18 protein-coding genes and 1 pseudogene are annotated in these 22439 nt (G+C 60.0%); 8 read left to right on the top strand and 11 right to left on the bottom strand.

Going from position 1 to position 22439, the window contains the following annotated elements; genetic code table 11:
* Window positions 1-18 precede the first annotated feature (18 nt).
* From QP093_RS01910 to QP093_RS01875, 8 genes are all read right to left on the bottom strand, one after another.
* Window positions 19-861, bottom strand: coding sequence for a heme ABC transporter ATP-binding protein (locus QP093_RS01910; RefSeq protein ID WP_285014348.1), 843 nt, complete (start codon window positions 859-861; stop codon window positions 19-21).
* Window positions 858-1901, bottom strand: a complete 1044-nt coding sequence (locus tag QP093_RS01905; protein ID WP_285014346.1) for a FecCD family ABC transporter permease — start codon at window positions 1899-1901, stop codon at window positions 858-860. The genes QP093_RS01910 and QP093_RS01905 overlap by 4 nt, the downstream gene beginning before the upstream one ends.
* The gene (locus QP093_RS01900) at window positions 1898-3166 is read right to left on the bottom strand and encodes a heme/hemin ABC transporter substrate-binding protein (RefSeq protein WP_074026143.1); all 1269 of its coding nucleotides are present in this window, start codon (window positions 3164-3166) and stop codon (window positions 1898-1900) included. Before QP093_RS01900 ends, QP093_RS01905 begins: the two co-directional genes overlap by 4 nt.
* A 154-nt stretch (window positions 3167-3320) precedes the next feature.
* Window positions 3321-4466: a branched-chain amino acid aminotransferase gene (locus QP093_RS01895; protein ID WP_285014344.1), complete on the bottom strand. Its 1146-nt coding sequence runs from the start codon at window positions 4464-4466 to the stop codon at window positions 3321-3323.
* Window positions 4467-4698: 232 nt separating this feature from the next.
* The gene (locus QP093_RS01890; protein ID WP_285014342.1) at window positions 4699-5763 is read right to left on the bottom strand and encodes a 3-isopropylmalate dehydrogenase; all 1065 of its coding nucleotides are present in this window, start codon (window positions 5761-5763) and stop codon (window positions 4699-4701) included.
* A gap of 172 nt (window positions 5764-5935) precedes the next feature.
* On the bottom strand, window positions 5936-6961 hold the full coding sequence (gene ilvC, locus QP093_RS01885; RefSeq protein ID WP_285014341.1) for a ketol-acid reductoisomerase: 1026 nt from the start codon (window positions 6959-6961) through the stop codon (window positions 5936-5938).
* 4 nt (window positions 6962-6965) lie between these two features.
* Window positions 6966-7478 carry an acetolactate synthase small subunit gene (ilvN, locus tag QP093_RS01880; protein ID WP_058236255.1) on the bottom strand — a complete coding sequence of 171 codons (513 nt, stop codon included), beginning with the start codon at window positions 7476-7478 and terminating at the stop codon, window positions 6966-6968.
* A gap of 3 nt (window positions 7479-7481) precedes the next feature.
* Window positions 7482-9239: an acetolactate synthase large subunit gene (locus QP093_RS01875; protein WP_285014339.1), complete on the bottom strand. Its 1758-nt coding sequence runs from the start codon at window positions 9237-9239 to the stop codon at window positions 7482-7484.
* A gap of 503 nt (window positions 9240-9742) precedes the next feature.
* Between QP093_RS01875 and QP093_RS01870 the strand changes: the two genes are divergently transcribed.
* Window positions 9743-11335, top strand: a complete 1593-nt coding sequence (locus QP093_RS01870; protein WP_058236826.1) for an aspartate:alanine exchanger family transporter — start codon at window positions 9743-9745, stop codon at window positions 11333-11335.
* 102 nt (window positions 11336-11437) lie between these two features.
* Here QP093_RS01870 and QP093_RS01865 read toward each other — a convergent pair whose 3' ends face one another.
* The 3 genes and pseudogenes from QP093_RS01865 to QP093_RS01855 form a co-directional block, all read right to left on the bottom strand.
* Entirely contained in the window at window positions 11438-11653 is a 216-nt protein-coding gene (locus QP093_RS01865; protein ID WP_285014338.1) for a hypothetical protein, read from the bottom strand.
* Window positions 11643-11918 carry a hypothetical protein gene (locus QP093_RS01860; RefSeq protein ID WP_285014337.1) on the bottom strand — a complete coding sequence of 92 codons (276 nt, stop codon included), beginning with the start codon at window positions 11916-11918 and terminating at the stop codon, window positions 11643-11645. The genes QP093_RS01865 and QP093_RS01860 overlap by 11 nt, the downstream gene beginning before the upstream one ends.
* Before the next feature lie 666 nt (window positions 11919-12584).
* A pseudogene (locus QP093_RS01855) lies at window positions 12585-13859 on the bottom strand (threonine/serine exporter family protein); the annotation flags it as partial.
* 535 nt (window positions 13860-14394) lie between these two features.
* Here QP093_RS01855 and QP093_RS01850 point away from each other — a divergent pair.
* From QP093_RS01850 to QP093_RS01820, 7 genes are all read left to right on the top strand, one after another.
* Window positions 14395-15915, top strand: a complete 1521-nt coding sequence (locus tag QP093_RS01850; RefSeq protein WP_285014336.1) for an ABC transporter substrate-binding protein — start codon at window positions 14395-14397, stop codon at window positions 15913-15915.
* Complete coding sequence (locus tag QP093_RS01845; protein WP_285014335.1) at window positions 15912-16877, top strand: ABC transporter permease; 966 nt, start codon at window positions 15912-15914, stop codon at window positions 16875-16877. Before QP093_RS01850 ends, QP093_RS01845 begins: the two co-directional genes overlap by 4 nt.
* The gene (locus QP093_RS01840) at window positions 16878-17741 is read left to right on the top strand and encodes an ABC transporter permease (RefSeq protein WP_285014334.1); all 864 of its coding nucleotides are present in this window, start codon (window positions 16878-16880) and stop codon (window positions 17739-17741) included. It abuts the gene before it with no gap.
* Window positions 17738-18577, top strand: coding sequence for an ABC transporter ATP-binding protein (locus QP093_RS01835; protein ID WP_058236250.1), 840 nt, complete (start codon window positions 17738-17740; stop codon window positions 18575-18577). Before QP093_RS01840 ends, QP093_RS01835 begins: the two co-directional genes overlap by 4 nt.
* Window positions 18570-19343, top strand: coding sequence for an ABC transporter ATP-binding protein (locus QP093_RS01830; RefSeq protein ID WP_285014332.1), 774 nt, complete (start codon window positions 18570-18572; stop codon window positions 19341-19343). Before QP093_RS01835 ends, QP093_RS01830 begins: the two co-directional genes overlap by 8 nt.
* 138 nt (window positions 19344-19481) lie before the next feature.
* A complete protein-coding gene (locus QP093_RS01825; RefSeq protein WP_285014331.1) occupies window positions 19482-20129 on the top strand; it encodes a sulfite exporter TauE/SafE family protein in 648 nt (215 codons plus the stop codon).
* 261 nt (window positions 20130-20390) lie between these two features.
* Window positions 20391-22142, top strand: a complete 1752-nt coding sequence (locus QP093_RS01820; protein ID WP_285014330.1) for a histidine-type phosphatase — start codon at window positions 20391-20393, stop codon at window positions 22140-22142.
* The last annotated feature ends 297 nt before the right edge of the window (window positions 22143-22439 follow it).

Below are 22439 nucleotides of genomic sequence, written 5' to 3'. Positions count from 1 at the left end.
TCACAACTGAGGTATGCCTTATTCAGCATAGTGTCGTCGTGGCGTGATCACCGGAGTGTGCGTGTGAGGGTGGTCAAACACGTCGATAGGGTACTGGTACGCGCATGTCAGACGTTCAGATGTCAGCACTTCTGCAGGCGGCCCTGCGCAGTCAACTGTGCCGTCGTGCAGCAGGATCACTCGGTCCGCATATGCGGCCGCAACATCCAGAGCATGCAGCACGATGACGACACCGCAGCCCGTCTGCGCGTAGTCGCGTGCCAGCCTGAGGACGAGTTCCTGGTGTCGGATGTCCATCGCAGCTGTTGGCTCGTCGAGCAGCATAAGCGGGCTGGCCTGCGCCATGATGCGGGCAAATGCTGCTCTGGCACGTTCGCCACCTGACAGTGAGGTGTAGGTGCGCTCACGCAGCGCCTCGATATCAGCTTTCCTCAGAACTGCGCTGACTGTTGCGTCGTCCTCGTTTTCCTTGGAGGTGCCGGCCCACGGTGCCCGCCCCATGCGCACAACGTCCACGACAGTAAAGGGGAACGCGATGTCGATACGTTGCAGGAGCACTGAGCGTCGCTGTGCCAGTTCCACCGCGTTCCATTCCCCGATGGGGCGTTGCACAACGCGAATTGTCCCTGACCGTGGGGCGCGATCTCCGCTCAGCACAGACAGCAGGGTGGATTTTCCTGCTCCGTTGGGACCGACGAGGGCGACCACCTCGCCGGGGTATACGCGCGCACTGATGTGATCGAGGATGGTGTGCTCATCGATTGTCACAGTGATGTCCTGCGCGTCGATGAGCGGCGTGTGCGGATCTGGCTGATCGGGCAGGTCAGATTCACGTGAAAGCAGGGATCGCCGGGTTCTCATGCCCACCCTCCTGATCGTGAACGTGAGCGCCTGAGCAGGTAGAAGAAGAATGGGCCACCCACCAGTGACGTGAGCATGCCGATCGGCAGGTCGGCGTAGGCGATGAGTGTACGGGCACAAAAGTCCGCGCTGACCATCAGGAGTGCGCCGCCCAGCGCGCTTGCGGGCAGCAGGAGCCTATGAGAGGGGCCGATAAGCATGCGGATGAAGTGCGGCACGACCAGCCCGACGAAGGCGATGATGCCGTTGAATGCGACGGCGCACGAAACCAGCAGTGCTACCAGTGTCATCGCGATCATGCGCAGACGCTCGACGTTGACACCGACATGCCGGGCCGCCCGCTCCCCCAGTGAAAGAATGTCGAGCTGACGAGACAAAGCGAATGCGATGAGCGTGCCGATCACGCACAGGGGTGCGACGAGGGTGACTTGCTGCCAGCACGCACCGGCGATGGACCCCATCTGCCAGAACACGATCTGTTCACGGGCGGATGTGGGCGCGCGAAAAACGATGAATGAGATGATCGCTCCGGCGACCGCGTTGACGGCGACGCCCATCAAAATCAACGTCACGACTTCGGTGCGTCCTTCGTGTCGAGACATGACATAGACGATGAATGTGGTGATCAGCCCGCCGACGAATGCCAGCGTCGGTGTGGTGAGAGGCCCCAGGAATGTCCATCCGGCGATGACCGACAGTGCGGCACCAACCGCTGCTCCAGAGGAGACACCCACTGTTCCAGGCTCGGCCAACGGGTTGCCAAATATGCCCTGCATCAACGCGCCCGCGACCGCCAGCGAGATTCCCACCAGGATGCTCATCGCGATGCGAGGAAAGCGCACGTTCCACAGGGCTTCATCACCGAATGGGTGGGTGGGTGCAGGAAACCACGGCAAGCCGATTTTATGAGTAACGGATCCGAGGACTTGGTCGAAGGGAATGACGAGTTGGCCGAGCGCCGCAGACACGAGCACCGTGATGACCAGTAGAGCGGTCATCACGGTGAAGACGATGAGGGTGCGGGGCCGGGCAGTTGTCACTGACGCGCGCCGCTTTGTCCGCCGTGACCGCGCCCTGTTCCAGCGCCGCCGTGTTGCCCTGTGCGCGCCGCCATCTCATCGAGGCGTTTTTGAACAATGGCTGGCTTATGGTCAGGAAGGTACGCGCGCTCCGGATCATACAGTGCCTGCCCTAACGCCACGATCACATCAGCCGTTCGCGGCCCCCACGTCATGACCTCGTAGTCAGACATGTCGATGATGCGGCGATTCTGCCCGGCAGGTGTCTGTGCAATGCCGGGCAATTTCAACATCGCATCTAGCCCGCCAACCGACGCAATGGACAGTGTCATCGTCACGATCACGTCTGGAGCCGCCTGCACCAGCGCTTCAGCATTGGTAGGTTGGGATCCTTCGAACCCCACTTCCGTTGCCACGTCGGTCGCTCCCAATGCTTCAATCAGCGCGTCGGCTCCTGAATTCTGGCCGAACCAGTCGTAGATTTTGGGACCGCGCATATACAGGAATGCGGCGCGTGGCCGTGCCGACGAATCAGTAGGAGCAATGGAAGCAACTGCCTGGCGTGCGTTCGCAATTTCCTGGTCGGTGCGCGTAGCCAGCTGAGCGCCCAGCTCGTGGACACCCAGAGCATCGGCCACCGCTTTGATTTGAGTACCGACAGCGTCAAGGCCGCCCTCGTGCACGTCAGGTATGAACACGACGGGGATGCCCGTGTCGCGTAGCTGCTCGTGGACCTGTCGCGGTCCGATATTGTCGTCGGTAATGATGACCGAGGGGTGCAGCGCCAGGATGGATTCGGCGTTGAGTTCGTGCCCGTTTCGCGTGACTTGTGGCAGATTGTCGAGGCCGGGGATCGCCGTGGCCGTGTCCCTGCCGACCAGCTGGCATCCAAATCCGAGCGCGTACACGATGGACGCGAGTCCGCCGTTATTGTTCAGGGCAAGAATGCGCGTGGTGTCCGTAACCGTCTGGCGCGCACCGTCATCACTGGTCACGGTGGCAGGCAATGTCTGTGAGCTGGTTGGATCGTCGGAAATTGGGATGATCTGGTCGCTTCGCGTGTACGCGGTTGTTGGCCCCTTGAGCTGTAGCGGGTCGGGCAGATTGGCCTGAACTGATTCCGACAAGTCAAAGTCGCGGGCTTGGGTGGAGGCTGGCGGCATGTCGCATGCGCTGGCATCGGATTCGGGTACTGTCGCAATGTTGGCGCACCCGGTGACCGTCATGACGAGGGCACACGTGAGTGTGCTCAGGCATGCAGCTGGTGTCCACGAAGCCGCTTTCACTGTTGAAACTCCATCTGTCGCAGTCGGTTTGGCCAGTTGGTAAACCTCGTGCTTATATGACGCTGTTTCACATAAAAACGGCTTACCCACGTAAGAGTACGATGTCCCTACGTGGTCGGCAAATTAACACCGCCGATGGACTATCACACCTGTTTCAGCAGATCCTGTACGTCCAGTTGAACGGGTCGTCTGCGCGTCCCATCTGAATGTCGGTGAGCTGGTGGTAGATCTTTTCAGTGAGCGGCCCCACCGGGATCGTCGCATCGAAATCATCATTGGCCAGGCGGCCGATAGGTGTGACGACAGCGGCAGTTCCACATGCGAAGACCTCGCTGACGGCACCCGACTGAATGCCGCTGACCAGGTCATCCAGGGCGATCGGCTTTTCTTCAACGTCCACGCCCTGTGAGCGCAGGAGCTGGCAGATCGCGGAGCGCGTGCCGCCTTCCAGAATGACGCCAGTCAGTTCAGGTGTGCACACGGTACCGTCGCTCATCACCACGAACATGTTCATGCCGCCGAGTTCTTCCAGGTAGCGTTCCTCGTAACTGTCGAGGAAGCAGACTTGCGAAAAGCCCTTTTCCCCTGCCAGTTGCTGCGGGAGCAGTGAAGCAGCGTAGTTGCCGCCTGCTTTGGCGCTTCCTGTTCCGCCCGGGCCTGCGCGGTGGAAACCTCGGGAGACCCAGATCGACACTGGTTGGAATCCACCCACGAAATACGGGCCCGAGGGAGATCCAATCACGTAGTAGTCAATGCGCGAAGCCGAGTGGACGCCTAAGAACGCCTCAGATGCGAACATGAAGGGCCGCAGATACAGGCTCGATCCTTCTACGTCAGGCACCCATTTTTCGTCGGCACGAACATAGTCTACGAGCGAGCCCACGAAGTCTTCGCGGTCCATCTGTGGAAGTGCAAGACGGTGAGCGGAATGATTAATGCGGGCAGCGTTGTATCCGGGGCGGAATGTCCATACGGAGCCGTCCTCATGGCGGTACGCCTTGAGTCCTTCGAAGACGGACTGACTGTAGTGAAACACGGCTGCAGCCGGCGACAAGTTCAGGTCCTGGAATGGAATGATTTCACGGTCGTGCCATCCCTGCTGCGGTGTCCACGCCATGTGTGCCATGTGGTCAGTGAAGCGGTGACCGAAGGTGAGGTCCTTCATGATGCCGTCGTAGGTCGCCTGATCAGCGGGCGAGGTGTTCTTTTCGAGCGGGAAGCGCCCAGCAATTCGGTCGGCGTCCGGAAGAGGCTGGCTACCTGCTTGTTCCAATTGCGTGGGCTGATGCTCAACAGTCATCGTTACTCCTCATCGTCACTGACTTTCGCATTCGCTAGCTGCAGCCTATCGCTCTGCACCGCAGAACAATATGACAGTCCATATGTCGACCTGTTTCGCGCGAGCGGACGCCTCGGGCGCACACTGCTCAGCCGCGCGGGGTCGAGCCACTGCACGTGGTCGGCGTGAACGCGCGCACTCTGGCTGCGCGAGGGCTACGCTCACCTCAGTCCCACGGCAACTGGCACACTTCCTAGTCGCGTGCCAGTTGCGCTGCGATATCGCTGCCAATCTGTTCTGTTGAACGCACCAGCTGCTCACCGCTTGCCTGCGCGTCAGCGCGACGCTGCATGTCGCGTTCGATGGCATCGTGGACTGCGCCTGCTTCCTCGCGATATCCCAAGTGTTCCAACAACATTCCGACCGATGCGATCGCAGCTGTCGGGTCTGCCTTTCCTGTCCCGGCGATGTCGGGGCCAGATCCGTGGACCGGTTCGAACATCGAGGGGTGAGTACCCTCGGGATTGATATTGCCCGATGCTGCCAAGCCGATTCCACCGGTTACCGCGCCGGCAAGGTCGGTCAGGATATCTCCGAAGAGATTGTCGGTGACGATGACATCGAATCGGCCCGGGTCGTTCACCATGTAGATCGTGGCGGCATCGATGTGGACATAGTCGACAGTGACGTTCGGGTAGTGTGCGCCGATTTCTTCCACCGTGCGCTGCCACAGTCCCCCGGCATTGACGAGGACGTTGTGCTTGTGCACCAGCGTCAGGTGGTGCGCTGGACGGACGGCCGCCTGTTCGAAAGCGTATTTCACTACGCGTTGCACGCCAAAGGCGGTGTTCACGGACACCTCGGTGGCAATTTCCTGGTCGGTGCCGGTACGTATGGCGCCACCATTTCCGCAGTACAGGCCTTCTGTCCCCTCGCGCACGACAGTGAAATCAACGGTGCCGGGATCGGCCAGGGGGGTTGCAACTCCCGGGTAGTACAGCGAGGGACGCAAGTTGACGTAGTGATCCAGGCTGAAGCGCAGCTTCAACAGTAAACCGCGTTCCAGCACGCCTGAGGGCACTGACGGGTCGCCCACTGCGCCCAAAACGATCGCATCGGAATCATCGATCCGGGCAAGGTCCTCGTCGGTGAGAATCTCACCAGTGGAGTGGTAGCGATGGGCGCCCAGGTCAAAGTCGGTGGTGTCAATGTGTGTACCTGAGCCAGCAAGTGCGGCCTCCAGTGCGCGCAGTCCTTCCGGCACAACTTCGCGCCCGATGCCATCTCCGGGAATTACAGCTAATTTCAACCGTGTCATGGCTTCATTGTGTCGCTTCAATCTGCGCTCACGGCTCCTCGTCCACCATGCGAATGAGCGGCCCACATGACGGACACTGTGCTCCGCACATGGTGGTCATGAAGGCCTACGCATAGACCGGGGGTGGCACCTGTTCGGTGCCACCCCCGGCTCACGGTCATCAACTGAAAGATCAGCGAGCTGCTGAGCCATCCGTGTAGTCCTCGTCAACGGAGGCCCATCCGAACTTGCGGCGCAGTTCCTGACCGGTCTTTTCAATGGGGTGGCTTTCTTCCTCGGCACGCAGTGCCTTGAACTCCTGGCCGCCCGCTTCCTGGTCAGCAATGAATCGGTGCGCGAAGGAGTCGTTTTGAATGTCCGCCAGCACCTCTTTCATCGCTTCCTTGACCTGCGGGCCGATCACACGCGGACCGGACACGTAGTCACCGTACTCAGCTGTGTCGGAGCACGACCAGCGCTGCTTTGTGATGCCGCCCTCGTTAATGAGGTCGACGATCAGCTTCATCTCGTGGCACACCTCGAAGTAGGCGATCTCGGGCTGGTAGCCAGCCTCAACGAGGGTTTCGAAGCCGGCCTGGATCAGGTGCGAGACGCCACCGCACAGCACGGTCTGCTCACCGAACAGGTCGGTTTCGGTTTCTTCGGTGAAGGTCGTCTTGATGACGCCGGCGCGGGTGGCACCCAGGCCCTTGGCGTATGCCAGAGTCAGATCCCATGCGTTGCCTGACGCGTCGTTTTCCACTGCGACAACAGCTGGAACGCCCTTGCCGTCAACGAACTGGCGGCGAACAGTGTGGCCAGGGCCCTTGGGCGCAACCATACACACGTCATGGTTCTTGCCCGGGTCGATGTAGCCGAAGCGGATGTTGAAGCCGTGTGCGAAGAACAGTGCCGCATCTTCCTTCAGGTTCGGCTCGATCTGCTCTGCGTAAACGGTGCGCTGGACCTGGTCGGGGACCAGAATCATGACGACGTCCGCTTCCTTGACAGCTTCGGGAACGTCCTCTACTTTCAGGCCTGCCTTTTCGGCCTTGTCCCACGAGGATGAGCCAGGGCGAAGTCCCACCACCACGTCAACGCCGGAATCTTTCAGGTTCAGGGCGTGAGCATGTCCTTGAGAGCCGTATCCGATGATGGCGACCTTCCTGGACTGGATCAGCGACAAATCTGCTCCGTCGTCATAGATGATTTCAGCCATTGTTCTAAATCTCCTTGAGTTGATCTGTGATTGAGCGTTGACCGCGGCCAATGGCGACAGCGCCTGATTGAACGATTTCTGTGATGCCAAATGGCTCAAGTGCGCGCACGAGGGCGTCGAGCTTTTGACCAGATCCAATGGATTCGATCACCACCGATTCCGGTTGGACGTCAACAACGTGAGCACGGAACAAATCGACCACTTCGAGCACGGGGGTGCGGTGTGCACCATGCGTGCGCACCTTAATCAGCATGAGTCGGCGTTCCACGCTGGAATCTGGCTCAAGTTCAACGACTTTGATGACGTTGATCAGCTTGTTGAGCTGCTTGGTGATCTGTTCAAACGGCAGACCATCGGCTTCAACGATGATCGTCATGCGGGAAATCTTCGGGTGTTCGGTTTCCCCCACTGCCAGGGATTGAATGTTGAATGCGCGGCGGGCAAAAAGTGCCGCCACTCGGGTGAGGACGCCCGGCTTGTTTTCCACCAGCACTGACAAGGTTCGCAAGTGTCCCATCAGTCAGTCCTCCGTTTCCCAGTTCGGAGCCATGTCCTTGGCGTACATGATGTCGTCGTTTGAAACTCCGGCTGCGACCATCGGCCACACCATCGAATCTCGCGACACCCTGAAGTCCAGTAAGACAGGTCGATCATTGAATGACATTGCCCAGTCGATCGCTTCGTCCACCTCGTCCTCAGTTCGCACGGTCCGTGCTTCGAGGCCGTAGGCTTTCGCCAGTGCCACGAAGTTCGGAACCTGGTCACCTTCGTCGGGGTTGAGGTCGGTATTCGAATAGCGTTTCGAATAGAACAGTGACTGCCACTGCCGCACCATGCCCAGCACCGAGTTGTTGATCAAGGCAATCTTGATCGGGATCCGGTTCACCACGCAGGTGGCGAGCTCCTGGTTGGTCATCTGGAATGATCCGTCGCCGTCAATTGCCCACACCACCGTGTCGGGTTGTCCGACCTGCGCTCCCATCGCGGCTGGAATGCAGTAGCCCATTGTTCCCAGTCCGCTGGAGGAAATGAAGTGGTGAGGCTTGTCGAGGGTGAGGAACTGGGCCGCCCACATCTGATGTTGCCCCACGCCGGTGGTGAAGATAGCACCAGGTGCGTGAGCTGACAGGCGCGAGATCACGCCCTGCGGGGCAAGGCGCCCGTCTTCCGGTTCAGTCCACCCCATCGGGTAAGTGTCGCGCAGCCTGTTGAGGTAGCGCCACCACCCGCCCAGATCGGCAGGTTTACTGGCGTCTTGTACAGCCTTGACGGCAGCCGTCAGGCGAGGCAGGGTCGCTGCCAGATCGCCCACGATGGGAATGTCTGCCACTCGGTTCTTCGAGATCTCCGCTGCATCGATGTCCACGTGGATCACACGTGCGCGACGCGCGAAGGAGTCGAGGTTTCCTGTCACGCGGTCATCGAACCGTGCACCCAGAGAAACAACGAGGTCGGCACGCTGCAAGGCTCCCACCGCTGCGACCGTTCCGTGCATTCCCGGCATTCCCAGGCAGTGCTGATCTGAGTCGGGGAATGCGCCGCGCGCGGTCAGTGTGGTCACCACTGGCGCGTTGGTCGCTTCCACCAGTTCTGCCAGCGCCTCGGAACTGCGCGAGCGGATCACGCCACCGCCGACGTACAGAACTGGAGCTTGAGCTGTCGCAATGGCAGCCGCTGCTGCGCGCACCTGCTTCTTGTGCGGCTTAGCGGCAGGCCTGTAGCCCGGCAGGTCGAATGCCGGTGGCCACGAAAATTCCATCTGTGCGTTTTGGGCAGATTTTGTCACGTCGACGAGGACGGGGCCTGGCCGCCCGGTCGATGCGATGTGAAATGCTTCAGCGATCAGCGAGGGGATTTCCTGCGCGTCCGTCACCAGGAATGAGTGCTTGGTGAGCGGCATGGACGCGCCCACGATGTCTGCTTCCTGGAATGCGTCAGTGCCGATCATGGAGGCACCGACCTGGCCTGTAATGACAACGATCGGAACAGAGTCCATATTGGCATCAGCCAGTGCAGTCAATGTGTTGGTTGCTGCCGGCCCGGACGTCACGATCGCAACGCCCACTTTTCCAGTCGCCAGGGCGTACCCCTCGGCGGCGTGTCCTGCTCCTTGTTCGTGTCGAACCAGAATGTGACGCATGGATGAATCCATGAGCGGGTCGTAGGTCGGCAAGATCGCGCCACCTGGCATACCGAAAATGTCGGTCACGCCCAGTGCTTCCAGGCTCGCGACGATGGCCTGCGCCCCGGTCATTGTCTGTGTTGGAGTATCGCCCATGTTCATGGTGTCCTCTCAATGGTTTGTGTGGTGGTACAAAAAAATCCCCTTCGCTCCAAGCGTGGGGATTAGGCGTGCGTTCCACCTGACATTTACGCAGCAGGATACGCACGCCAACCTACGAGGAGGATGACGTCCGTCACTGCGATAATGTTCTGCACGTCTCATACGTTACGGCTCCGTCGGGCCGCGAGTCCCGGAATCTCATATTGTGAGAACCGGGCGTCATTAGCCAGATTGCCTGCGCTTCACAGGCAGCCCTCCGCACCCTTTCTTCGCGCCTTTTCGGCACGCATCCGGCATCGGTGCAGTATCAAACCTGCAGCACGCCCTCGTCATCCCCACACCACGCCAGCAGGCCCCATGCGAGCCGGGCCAGAAAGCCAGTCGCGTCACATTCGCCAAATGTGACGACAATTGGGACGATAGACTGTCGCCCCCTGAGAAATACCTGAGATAATGCCAGAGCATGTAGACCTTTGGAACTTAATGGGAGTGTGCCTGTGGCCTCTGTATTCTCATTTTTGGCTGAACAGCCCGTGCTGTTCCTGTTCATCCTGATCGGCATCGGGATGGCGTTTGGCCGCGTCAAAGTTCGTGGAATCGGACTGGGTGCCGCCGCGGTGTTGTTCTTCGCGATCATCCTGGCTGCGTGGGCGGAAACATACGGTGTTGAGCTGCGCGTCACCCGTGAACTCGGCACGCTTGGCCTGGCCCTGTTCGCCTTTGCTATCGGTATTACCTCCGGCGCATCCTTCTTCCACAATCTGCGCAAGGCCATCGGACCAATCCTTATCATGGTCGTGCTGTACATCGTGGCCGCTTCGGTCGGCCTGCTGGTCGGACGCGGATTCGGCATGAGCACCGCGATGATCACGGGCACATTTGCCGGTGCTACGACGAACACGCCCGCTCTGGCTGCCGCCGGAGAAGCGTCCGGCGACCCAGGTGCTGCTACTGTTGGCTACTCCATTTCCTACATTTTTGGTGTCATCGGCATGCTCGGTGCTGCGGCTGCTGCCCTGTCATACGGCAAGCACGACAAAGATGCGCCCAGCCCGCTGGCTAACCGCACCATCCGCGTCGAGCGCGAAGACCATCCCTTCATTGGTGACATCTACGAAAAGCTCGGCAGCCGCGTGACGTTCTCGCGTCTGCGCCGCGGTGAGGCTGGCCCGATCACGCGCCCATCCATGTCGGACACACTCGATCCTGGTGACCTGCTGACAGTTGTTGGCCCGCGTGAACTTGTGGCGCGTGTTGCCACCGAGCTTGGGCACTCCTCCTCGCACTCACTGTTGCAGGACCGCTCCTACCTGGACTTCCGCCGCATGACAGTGTCTGACCCGAAGGTCGCTGGGCGAACAGTGGGAGACCTTGATTTCGCCACTCGTTTTTCCGCCACGATTTCTCGTGTACGTCGCGGTGACGTGGATATGGTCGCAGAGCCCGGACTGGTGCTCCAGCAAGGTGACCGCGTGCGTGTGGTTGCTCCGACCTCCAAGATGAAGAAGATTACCGAGTTCTTCGGTGACTCGGCACGCGGCCTGTCTGACGTGAACCCGGTCGCTCTGGGCATCGGCATGGCGCTGGGCATTTTGCTGGGCGAGCTGAAGTTCTTCACCCCCACCGGTGAGTATTTCTCGATCGGTTCCGCTGCCGGCACGCTGATCATAGGCCTGATCTTTGGCAAGATCGGTCGCGTCGGCCCGATCGTCACCGCGATCCCCTACACCGCATGCCAGGTGCTCTCGGAGTTCGGTTTGCTGGTCTTCCTCGCTCAGGCCGGAGCCGTCGCAGGCGGTCAGATCATCGAAGCGTTCACATCAGGCGCATGGTGGAAGATCTTCCTGCTCGGCGTCATTATCACGTTGATCATGGCGATCGGCATGTACTGTTCGATGCGCTGGATCTTCAAGATGGGCGGCACGCGTCTGGCCGGTGTACTTGCGGGTTCGCAGACCCAGCCTGCGGTATTGGCGTTTGCGAATGGCCGCACGAACATGGATCCTCGTGTGGCGCTCGGCTACGCACTGGTCTACCCGGTGGCCATGATCGGCAAGATCATGGTGGCGCAGGTCTTCGGCGCCATGTAGCTGCTGAGTTTCGCCGCCGTTTCAGCTGGCGGACAAGTGATTGGCGGGTCGCCCTCGTTCCTCCTTTATGGACGAGGGCGACCCGCTTTTTGTGCGAGCTGGCTACTGATCTTTGTCGTTGCCCTTGCGGACCTTGTCCGAACGGAGCGACTGACGTTTGCGCCGCTCATCAATCAGGTTCAATGCGGCAGCAATAAACAGGACCAGCATCCCGCCACCCAAAGCAGGCCCAGGAACTGCGCCGCGTACCACAAGCGCATAAATCAACCCGCCACCCAACAGCACAGTGGCAATAACATACAAAGCATCACTGGTCATCTTCACAGTCATTGTGAATCACCGACCCATTCTTGCAATAGTCATGTTTCATGCATTCCTGCGTAAAGCCGTTCTTCCACCCTTCATAGGCCACCACGCCAACCGGGCCGAGCGCAACTGCACCTGCGTAAATCCCCCAGCCAATAGAGCCTTTCCATTGGCTCCAAATAATCTGCCCCGAAGCTGCTCGAGATACACCGTCATCGCGAGCAACCGTATAGCCGAGGGTAAGTGCCGCGACAACAGCCCACAACCGCAGGCGCATTATTCCACACCTGCTAATAATGAGGGTATCAGAGTGCCGCCGGCTCAACAAGGTTCGGCGACAAGCTGCCGCGCACAGCAGCTGTCTGACGGAAAGGGCATGCGACGCGAACTATGGGGTTGAGTGAATGGTGCGCCAAGGCCAGCATGTCAGATGCAATCACGTCAGATGCAATCAACCGGTCAAGGTCATTGCACTGCCCATAAGTCAACCGGTCAAGGTCATTGCACTGCCCATGAATCAACCGGTCAAGGTAAGAGAGCTGAAAAACTGGCCGGCACGCGTCGGCGACAGCGCCTTTTCCGCACTATTCCGCGGTTCTCACATGGTGAGATCGCGCGGTGACGGCGTTCTACCTTAACCGGTTGATCTTCGCAACGTCGGCTACCTTGACCGGTTGATTAATACCTTGAACAGTTGACCGTCACTGTGGCGAGGTGCCCAGCAGCGCACTGACAGACCTTGACCCGTTGACAGTACCCGCATGACGTTGATGCGCAGCAATCCCTGCGCGCCCTCTCACGGGGTGCCGCACGCCGTGCCGGCGCTGCAGCGGTATACCACCGGCTACCGCCCGTCGGCTCCTTCAGGGAAAGGATCGACCTCATCGCCCAGGCTGTCACCCAGCTCATCAACGTCACCCTCGTCGATTGCCCCAGCCAGGCCGAGCGAAGGCACAGACACTGGACGCTCCATCAGCCAGTTGCGGTCAGTGAGCATGCGCGCAACCGCCAGACCCACGCCGATTGAAATAACCGTGAAGAACACGGAGAAAAGTGCGGCAGACGCGTCATTGATGTTCCCGTTGTTCAGGTAAGCCAGCGAACGGTACAACGGCACACCCGGGATCATGATGACAACGGCGGGCACCGACAGACTCACGCGTGAGTAACGATGGCTCGAACGCGCCACCAGCGACGCCAGCAGACCCGCGCACAGTGCCGCAATCCCCACAGCAGCCTGAACGGGCACATGCAACTCGTCCACCATCGCCAGACGACCCGTGTTGATCGTCGCACCGATCAGCGCAGCGTAGGCACTGACCTTGGGCGGCGTATTAAACAACATAGCGAACCCGTAAGACGCGATATACGAGGTCAGGAACCGCAGCAGGTACAGCACCCACGGCATCAGGTGATAGTCATACTGAGGGGTGACCGACCAGTGGAAAATCAACGACACGCTCCACACGGCCACACCCGCCGACACCATCAGCATCGTGACATAGACCAGACGCGGAATCCCCGCCTGAAAATCGTGACGCACCAGGTCAATGATGCCGGTGACCAACGGGAATCCTGGCACCAGGAAGAGCACTGCTGAAATGAAACCGGCCTGGTGGGTTGGTTCGACGTTCATGAAGTGCTGCGCGGCTGCCACCAGTGAAATGTAGATCGTGGAGGCCAATGCACCGCACGCCATCCACACGCCGAAGTGATTCATGCGACGGTGAAGCATCTGGCGGCGCAGATACTGACCGAAGAAGGCCGCGATGGCAACAACGGAGCACTCCACCCAGCCGCCGTGATTAAGAAACGAGAACGCCGCGCATGCGATACCCGATGCCAACGCGTTCGGCAGCGTCGAATACAACGGCGGCACGTGCTCGATCTCATCAAGTGTGGAGTCGACTTCCTCGATGCTGATCGATCCGGGCCCGCCCAGGCCATTGACGAAACTCGCAAGCCGGTCGATGCGGTCAGCGTTGACACCCATCGCGCGCTGCTCGGCAAGCTCGGTGCGGAAGGTGCCCGACGCGTACGCCGTGGAGATAATCTCGGTGTATGTCACCTGCGCGTGGTGCTGCTCAATGCCGACTGCCTGCGCCAGACGAGCCATGCCGTGTTTGACGCGGAATGCACTCGCACCGCTGGACAACAGCATCTGTCCCAGACGCAACACGATACGCGACGCGTGAGCAAGGCGATCGTGAGCCACCATACGGTGCAGCGTCAGTGAGGTGCGTTCACGCTCGGTGTGAGCGTACCGGTTGTGGTCTGTGCCCGTGACTGCATCCTCACGCGCCGCAGCAGTGCGTTCAGGAGCACCTCGCCCGGCATCGCCCCGCCTGGTATCGCCGCCACCAGGCTCATTGCGGCCTGGCCTGCCGTGACGGGAACCGTCGCGACCGGGTTCGTCGTGCCTGGGATCGTCGTGCGCGGCTGTGCCCGACGAGGGCAACTCGTTGGACGCAGGTGCCGAAAAGTTCGACGTCGAGCTGGCAGTCGAATCATCTGAGGCAGAGTTTTTCACAGTAATAAATGGTGCCACCATCGACACCTCCTTGCCTAGGACAGGTGACCCGCTTCCCATCTCACACGGTGAATATCACAACGCACAGGTCTTCATCTCGCATTAACGTGTGACTAGTGTGGGCTGCGTATATAGTGACCGCCCGCCCACACACCGATTAAACAGTCGCGATGCGTCCGCAGTGACACACAGCGCACTGACCGCATCTGGGATAGGAGCTTTTGTGAAACGTTCACGAGTCATCGCCGCGTTGGCCACCCTCGTCATGGGAATGACTGCGTGTGCGGGCCCGGATGCTTTCAACTCGAGCCAGTCCGGTCAAAGCGCCGGCGGCCAGGCGAACGCAGCGGCCACCATCGATATTGGCTCCCTGTACGAGCCGACGAACCTATCAAACTCAGGTAGCGGTGGGCAGGGCGCGACCGAAGCGCTGACAGGCAACGTGTATGAAACACTGTTCCGCCTGACTGATTCGGGTGACGTGGAACCATGGCTGGCCACTGAAGACGTCGTCTCCGAAGATGGACTGACCCATACGCTCACCATTCGTGAGGGCGTGACGTTCTCCTCGGGAAAAGAGATGACCGTCAACGACGTTGTCGCCTCCATCAAGCACCTACTGTCTGACGAATCGCAGTCCGCGCGCAAGAAGGAAGTATCCGTTATCTCTGACGTGCAGGCACCTGACAGCACGACCGTCGTCCTGACGCTGTCAGAGCCTTCCGTTTCACTGGACTATGACCTGTCCGGCATGTGGGTTGTTCCCGAAGGGCTCGACACCACGACGCAAACTGACGGCACCGGACCCTACACGGTGGAGGGGTGGACGAAAGGTTCGACCCTCACGCTGAAGGTTCGCGAGGACTACTGGGGTGACAAGCCTGCCAATGCCGGTGCCATCTTCCACTACTTCACCGATGTGACGTCCATGACGAACGCTCTGCAGGCCGGTGACATCGACATTGTGACGAATGTGCAGTCACCGGATGCGATCCCCACTTTCGATTCGAACGCGAACTTCACCGTTTCTGACGGCATGTCCACGACGAAGGAACTGCTCGCTTTCAATGACCGACTCAAGCCGTTCGATGATGCGCGCGTGCGCAAAGCTGTCTACTCAGCCATTGACCGCGACAAACTCCTGGAGTCCGTGTGGGCGGACAAGGGACAGGTCATCGGCTCGATGGTGCCGCCCTCGGACCCGTGGTATGAGGACCTGACTGACCTGAACCCTTACGATCCGGAGTTGTCGCGCTCACTGCTGGCCGAAGCCGGACTGGCTGACGGCTTCTCCTTCACGCTGGACACTCCGACCTACGATCCGCATCCACTGGTCGCTGAGTTCGTCAAGAGCGAGCTGGCCAAGATCGGTGTAACCGTGACGATCAATCCGATCACCGCTGACGAATGGTATTCCAAGGTCTTCACAAACAAGGATTTCGAAGCCACGTTGCAGGAGCACGTCAACACTCGCGACGTCGTGTGGTACGCCAACCCGGATTTCTACTGGGGCTACGACAATCCTGAAGTGTCCGACCTTGTCGAGCGTTCTCAGCACGCGCATTCCACCGATGAACAAGCCGACCTGCTGCGCCAGGCCAACAGGATTATTGCCGAGGAAGCCGCAAGCGCCTGGCTCTACCTGTACCCTCAAGTTGTGATCGCACGGTCTCATCTGAGCGGATACGGGGTCAACGGGTTGAACTCACAGTTCTTCGTGGCGGGGATTAGCGAGTCCGAGTGATCCGGTACCTGGTTCGTCGCAGCGCATTGCTGGTTGCCACTGGGGTGGCGGGCCTCATTGCAATATTTGTGCTGCTCAGGCTCCTGCCCGGCGACCCAGCCAATGCGCTTTTGACATCGACCGCAACGCCGGAACAGATTGAGGCGGCGCGCCGTCAGGTCGGATCTGACCAGCCGGTTGTGACCCAGTTCGTCCGCTGGATTTCTGACCTGGCGCATGGCGACCTGGGCACGTCGTTTACATCAGGAACGTCGGTGGGTGCTGAGATTGCCTCACGCCTGTCGGTGACCATTCCTCTGACTCTGATCGCCTTCACATTCGCCCTGATCATTGCCATTCCTCTGGGATACGTGGCGGCTCGATGGCGCAACGGGCCTGCCGGCCTGATCGTGTCGATCTTTTCGCAGATCGGCATCGCTGTTCCAGTTTTCTGGATCGCCATGATGGCGGTGATCGTTTTTGCCGTCAGGTTGCGTCTGGTGCCCGCGAGCGGTTTCCCACCCCAGGGATGGGGTACCCCGTTCCTCGCGTGGACGGCACTCGTCCTGCCGGTCAGCACCATCGCTTTCGTCTCCAGCGCGTCGATGACGCGCTACACCCGCTCAGCCGCCCTCGATGTCATTGACTCAGGCTACATGGCGTGCGCGCGGGCGCTGGGCCAGTCGCGCACGCGCGCAATGATCCGTCACGGTTTGCGCAACGCATCGATCCCGGTGATCTCGGTAGCCAGCATCGAGCTTGCAACAACCTTCATCGGTGCAGTCGTTGTTGAGCAGGTTTTCGCTCTGCCCGGCCTGGGCTCCATGCTGACCCGAGCGATCGCTCAGCATGATTTCCCCTCTATTCAAGGGGTCCTGCTTGCCTCCACCGCCCTCGTGCTGGTCATCGGGTTCCTTGCTGACGTGCTTCAACGTATCGTTGATCCGCGTCTGCGCACTTCCCTGACAGGAGGTCGCGCGTAAATGACTCCCGCACCCTCCCCTTCGCCATCCGCTCCGCGCCGCCGGACCAGTCGAACCGGCAGAGCCGGCCTGATCATCGGCGTCGTTCTTCTCTCCGCGGTCGCCCTGGCCGCCCTCATCTCACTGTTCTGGCTGCCCTACCCTGTCGATGACACGTCGGGCGGCCGACTGGAAGGCGCATCGTGGCAGCACTGGCTCGGCACCGACCGCCTAGGCCATGACATCGCTACACGCGTACTGATCGGTGCGCGTATCGCGCTGACGGTCGGCGCCGGCGCAGCGCTCATCGCATCCATCATCGGCATCAGCTTCGGACTCCTTGCAGCACTTTCGCGCGGCTGGTTCGACGATGTGGCCTCCTCGATCCTGGACGTCCTCATCGCCTTTCCGACACTACTGCTCGCCATGCTGATGGTCGCAGTTGGAGGCGCATCACTGCTGACCGTCACGGTGGCGATTGGCCTGTCGGCATCTGCCGTGATAGCGCGGCTGACGCGCATCCTCACATCACGTGTGCTGCGCGAGCAGTACGTGGTTGCCGCACGCACGTCCGGAGTGGGGACCCTTGGCATTGTCTGGCGCCATGTTCTACCCAATATCTGGCCCTTCCTGATCGTCAACGTGGCCGTCCTGTTCGGTTCGGCGGTTCTGGCTGAAGCAGGATTGTCCTACCTGGGGCTGGGCACTCCCCCGCCGAACGCGTCATGGGGACGTCTGCTGCTGGATGCTCAGGCCACGTTCACCACACAGCCTCTGGGCGCAATCGCACCAGGCGTCGCCATCGTCGTCCTCGTGATCGGCGCAAATCTACTGTCGGATGGCCTGCGCGCCGTGGTCGATCCTACCCAGCAGGAGGCCTCATGACCGCGCCACTGCTCCAGGCCAACGATCTGACCGTGCGCATCGGCGGCAGCACGATTCTGGACTCGCTCAATCTGACCATGAATCGCGGCGAGCACGTGGGCATGATCGGTGCGTCCGGGTCGGGTAAATCAATGTTCGCCAAGACTGTGATGGGGCTTCTGCCTTCGCCAGTTCAGGTGAGCGGATCTTTACGGGTGAGCGACCTCGATGTGGCCAGCGCCTCTGAAAAAGACTTGCGCAGTTTCCGCGGAGCCACTGCCGCAATGGTTTTCCAGGATCCCCTGTCTGCCCTCGATCCGCTCATGCGTATCGGTAAGCAGTTGGAATGGCCGCTGGCCCACCATCAGCATGTACGAGGGCGACGCGCCATGCGCGCTGCAATCAATGAAGCGCTGAGCGGAGTGCAGCTACCTGATCCTGAACGCGTTGCCCACGCATTTGCGCATGAACTGTCCGGAGGCCAGCGCCAACGCGTGGCGATTGCGCTGGCGCTGGCCTGTCAGCCAGACCTCCTGATCGCAGATGAGCCCACCACGGCGCTGGACGTGACAGTGCAGGCACATATTCTGGATGTCCTCACCCAGGCCACGCGCCAGCACGACACTGCGTTACTGTTCATCTCTCATGACCTTCCGGTGGTCGCACAGATGGCTGATCGCATCGTCGTCATCGAGGAGGGACGGATCAGCGACGACGTGTCAACCTCGAACCTCGTGGCCGCAGACGCAACGGATCTGAGCGATGGCACACGCCGCATTGTGGAGGCGGCGCGCCACCTCGACACGATGATGGACACTATCCAGTCCCGCGACGATCGGAGGGACAACGATGAGTGATTCTGCTCTGATTTTTGACGACGTCACCTTCCACTACCCGTCAACAGATGCCGGCATTGACCACTTCAGCGTGCACCTCGAGCCGGGTGCACGCGTCGCCCTCGTCGGTGAATCCGGAAGCGGGAAAACCACAGCTGCGCGGCTGGGCCTGGGACTGCTGCCCGCGCAGTCGGGGTCTGTCGCCTTTGCCGGGATGCCGGTGCGCTCGCGTTCGCGCAGTATCATGCGCAATTTCCGTTCACACGTTCAGGCGGTGTTCCAGGATCCGTATTCTTCCCTCAACCCGCGTATGCGTGTCGGGGCGATCGTTGCCGAGCCGCTGCACGCGCTGAAGGTGGCGTCGGGCGCACGGGCGCGGGAGATGGTGCACGAGGCATTGCGCCTGGTCGGTGTCGATCCGCAGCGCGCTGACGAGTATCCTCGAACTTTTTCAGGTGGGCAGCGTCAACGCATCGCCATTGCCCGGGCGCTGGTGTCTGAGCCGAGCGTCATCATCGCTGATGAACCTGTTTCGGCACTGGATATGGCGACGCGCGCCTCCGTCATGGAGATGATCGATTCGATCACCCGTGAGCGCGGCATGTCGCTTCTGCTGGTTTCTCACGATCTGGCGACCGTGGCCTCAGCGTGCGACACTATCGTCGTGCTCAAGGATGGGCACGTCGAAGATCGCGGCCCGACTCGTCGTGTATTGTCAGCTCCCGAGGGCGACTATGCGCGCGCACTGATTGCTGCAATTCCTCGACTGCCAAGCGGCACCGACTGACTCACCGGAAATACCGTCCGGCTCGAAGGACGCGCCGGCTGAATAGTAGGTAGCACCGCCAAGGGCCGACACTCCTCTCATTGAGGTGGAGGCATCGCCTAGGTGGATGTGATAGCCACCAGCAAGGAGGTGCGGCACATGCTAGTAGCGTGTTGTATTGCCTGCTCAGTCCTGCTGGGAGCGTCTTTGCAACGCATTTCCGGCATGGGGCTGGGCCTGGTTGCTGGCCCGGTGTTGTCGCTGCTGATGGGCGGTGTGGACGGCATCGTCATGATGAATATTCTGGCTGTCATCAATGCGAGCATCATCGCGCTGACCGTGTGGCGCGACATCGACTGGAAACGGTGGGTGCTGCTCGGGCCAATCATGGTGGTCGGCTCAATTCCTGGGGCTTTGCTGGTGCGTAGTGTTTCACCTGCCTGGGTGCAGGTTATTGTTGGCGCACTCATCACCGTGTCACTGATCGCATCTGTGGTTCGAGGGGCGAAGCTACGGCGGGTTGATTTCGCTGACAACCAAGTGGTTGAGTGGTTCTGTGCAGCTTCATACCTCGTGGTGGCTCATCGCAGTAGCTATTGGCGCGATGCTCGTGGGGATCGCTGCGGGAGTGCTTATTGCTCCTCGAGTCAGCAAGTCTCATTCCCGTGCGCTGGCACTGGTCCTGGCAGTTGTGGGCGCTGCAACTGTCCTGATCAAAGGTATTATCTCGGTGTCAACCGGCGCATAATCAGCTCTTTCACGAACATGACAACTGGGCGCTCACTACCGTCCGTCACAGGGTTGTAGTGCAACCCCGTAAGTAGATGTCAGTGCGGCACCACGGTCGGTCTTGTGACGCTCGACAGCAAGGCCATCGACCTTCCGGCAGATGTTCACGCGCCTGTAACGTGCGCGTTAGCTTTCATGGCCCTTCCTGCCATTTTGACCACTTAGCGTGAGGGCTGTATGTGTTTCGCTTTCATAGTGCTTAGGAGTCTGAACACGACTACACAGCGCGCCCGGATTGTCGGGCTGACTGCGCTTTGTTCAATTGCGGCATTGTCCGTGGTGTCAACTCAGCAACTGGCTTTTGCTGACGCCACCGAGGAAGGTCCTTTCTATTCCTCGAAGCAGCCGTACATCGCACCCAGCGAAAGTGACATCGCAGGATATTCACAGCCTCCAGCAGGTTTCGACATTGAACATACTCAGCTCGTCGCTCGCCATGGTTCGCGAGGATTGTCCTCCTATAAGTACGATGCTCTGTTAATGCTGATGGCTCAGACGGCTCAGAAAGAAAATGGTTTCGTGTCACCGGAGGTGGGCGAGGCCTTCATGAAGAACCTCGAGTCGATCACAGCGGCCAACGTGGCCAACGGCTACGGAATGCTCACCGGTCAGGGCGCTACGCAGCACCGCGGAATTGGTGAACGCACCTACAAACGCAACTCTGCTCTCTTCGAGCGCGCCATTGCCGAGGGTGACGCGATCCGCTTTGAGTCCTCAGGTGAGGCTCGCGCCACCGAATCCGGCGAAAGCTTCCTCACAGGGTTTGAAGCCGCCTCGCACAACAGTGTGACGCCGATCGTGGAATCCCTCGAAGCGCATCCTGAAACACTTTACTTCCACAAGCTGGAGAACCCTGATGGCTCAGTGAAGCAGGAGGGGACGCCGGCTTACGAAGTAGCCTCTCGTTACGAAGCATTCATTGGGGAGCAGACCAGTGACGGTGGAGTGATCGCCGGAGCGATGGATTACATCGAGTTGCTGCCTCAGTCGCAGGAATCGGCACGCCGGGTTCTCTCGCAGATCTTCACGCCCGAGTTTATTGACTCGATCGGAGATGATGCGCATACATGGTTCAACACTGCCGATGGCTCGAAGGACGGCGACAAGAACTGCGCACCGAACGCTGATGAAAGCACTGACGCTGATGCGTGCGGCTCCGCCAAAAAGAAGATCACCAGCGCTGTTGATGCGGCGATGGATCTGTACAACCTGTACATCATCGGTGCTGATATGCAGGAGGAAAACACCGGGGAGCACGCATTCGATTTCGAGCAGTATTTCGCAAACTACCAGGACGACGCCAAGTGGTTCTCCTATCTGCTCGACGCTGAGGACTTTTACGAAAAAGGTCCGGGCGTGACGGGAACTGACGGGTCATACGCGCCTGCGCAACCGTTGCTCGATGATTTCTTCGCCCAGATCGATGAGCGCACCGCAGGTGGATCCCACGTTGCAACGTTCCGCTTTGCTCACGCAGAAACGATTGCTCCTTTCTCCGCCCTGCTTCGTTTGCCTGGTTCAACCCAGCAGGCACCTGCTGTCTCACAGCCTGTCAGCATCGACGACGTCTTTAACTACGCCACCAACGAATGGCGCGGATCCACCGTCATGCCGATGGCGGCAAACGTCCAGTGGGACACGGCCTGTCAGGCCGGCACCGATCCTGCAACGGGTAGGTCGTGGACCCCGATTGTCCGCATGCTTGTCAACGAGGTGGAAACACCGTTTAATTCCTCGTGTACTGCGGTTGCCGAAGGATCATCCTGGTACAAGGTCTCCGAGCTGCGCCATTGTCTTCTTGGACAAGCTCAAACGGAATCTCCACTGCTGACGAAGTCCTCGCCTGTTGGACCATCTGGCAAGCCAGAGGTTGATCCAGCTCAGACTACTGGTGATGAGGAGGGTCGGGGTCAAGGTGTGGTCTTGGAGCGTCCCTCGCGCCTGGCTGCGACTGGTTCGGACTCTGGTCTTGTGATTGCGGGCCTGGCGGCAATCTTAATGGGAACAGTTTTGGTGACGCACCGCAGGTAGGCCCTCACCTGGCAATTGAAGACGCCTCCCGTCTATGGGAGCCTCCCCCCGTGCGTGGGGGGAGGCTTCTTCGGTGCTGAAAGCCAATCCGACAGATGCATCTCGCTCGTGAGGCTCGGGCAGTGCCTGCTATGCGCGCAGGCGCGCGTGCGGGCTTGCGTGTGCGCGTAAAAAGGGGGGGTGGGGTACGTGCCTGTCTCCAGGCCTGTACCCCACCCCCAACTCACGGTTGATTGCGGCAGTGTCTTACTCTCCCACGACCCCCCGGTCGCAGTACCATCAGCGCAAAGGCGGCTT

This window comes from Pauljensenia sp. UMB10120 (assembly GCF_030212035.1).
Taxonomy (GTDB): Bacteria; Actinomycetota; Actinomycetes; order Actinomycetales; family Actinomycetaceae; genus Pauljensenia; species Pauljensenia radingae_A.
This window is presented reverse-complemented; position numbering and strand designations above follow the sequence as displayed.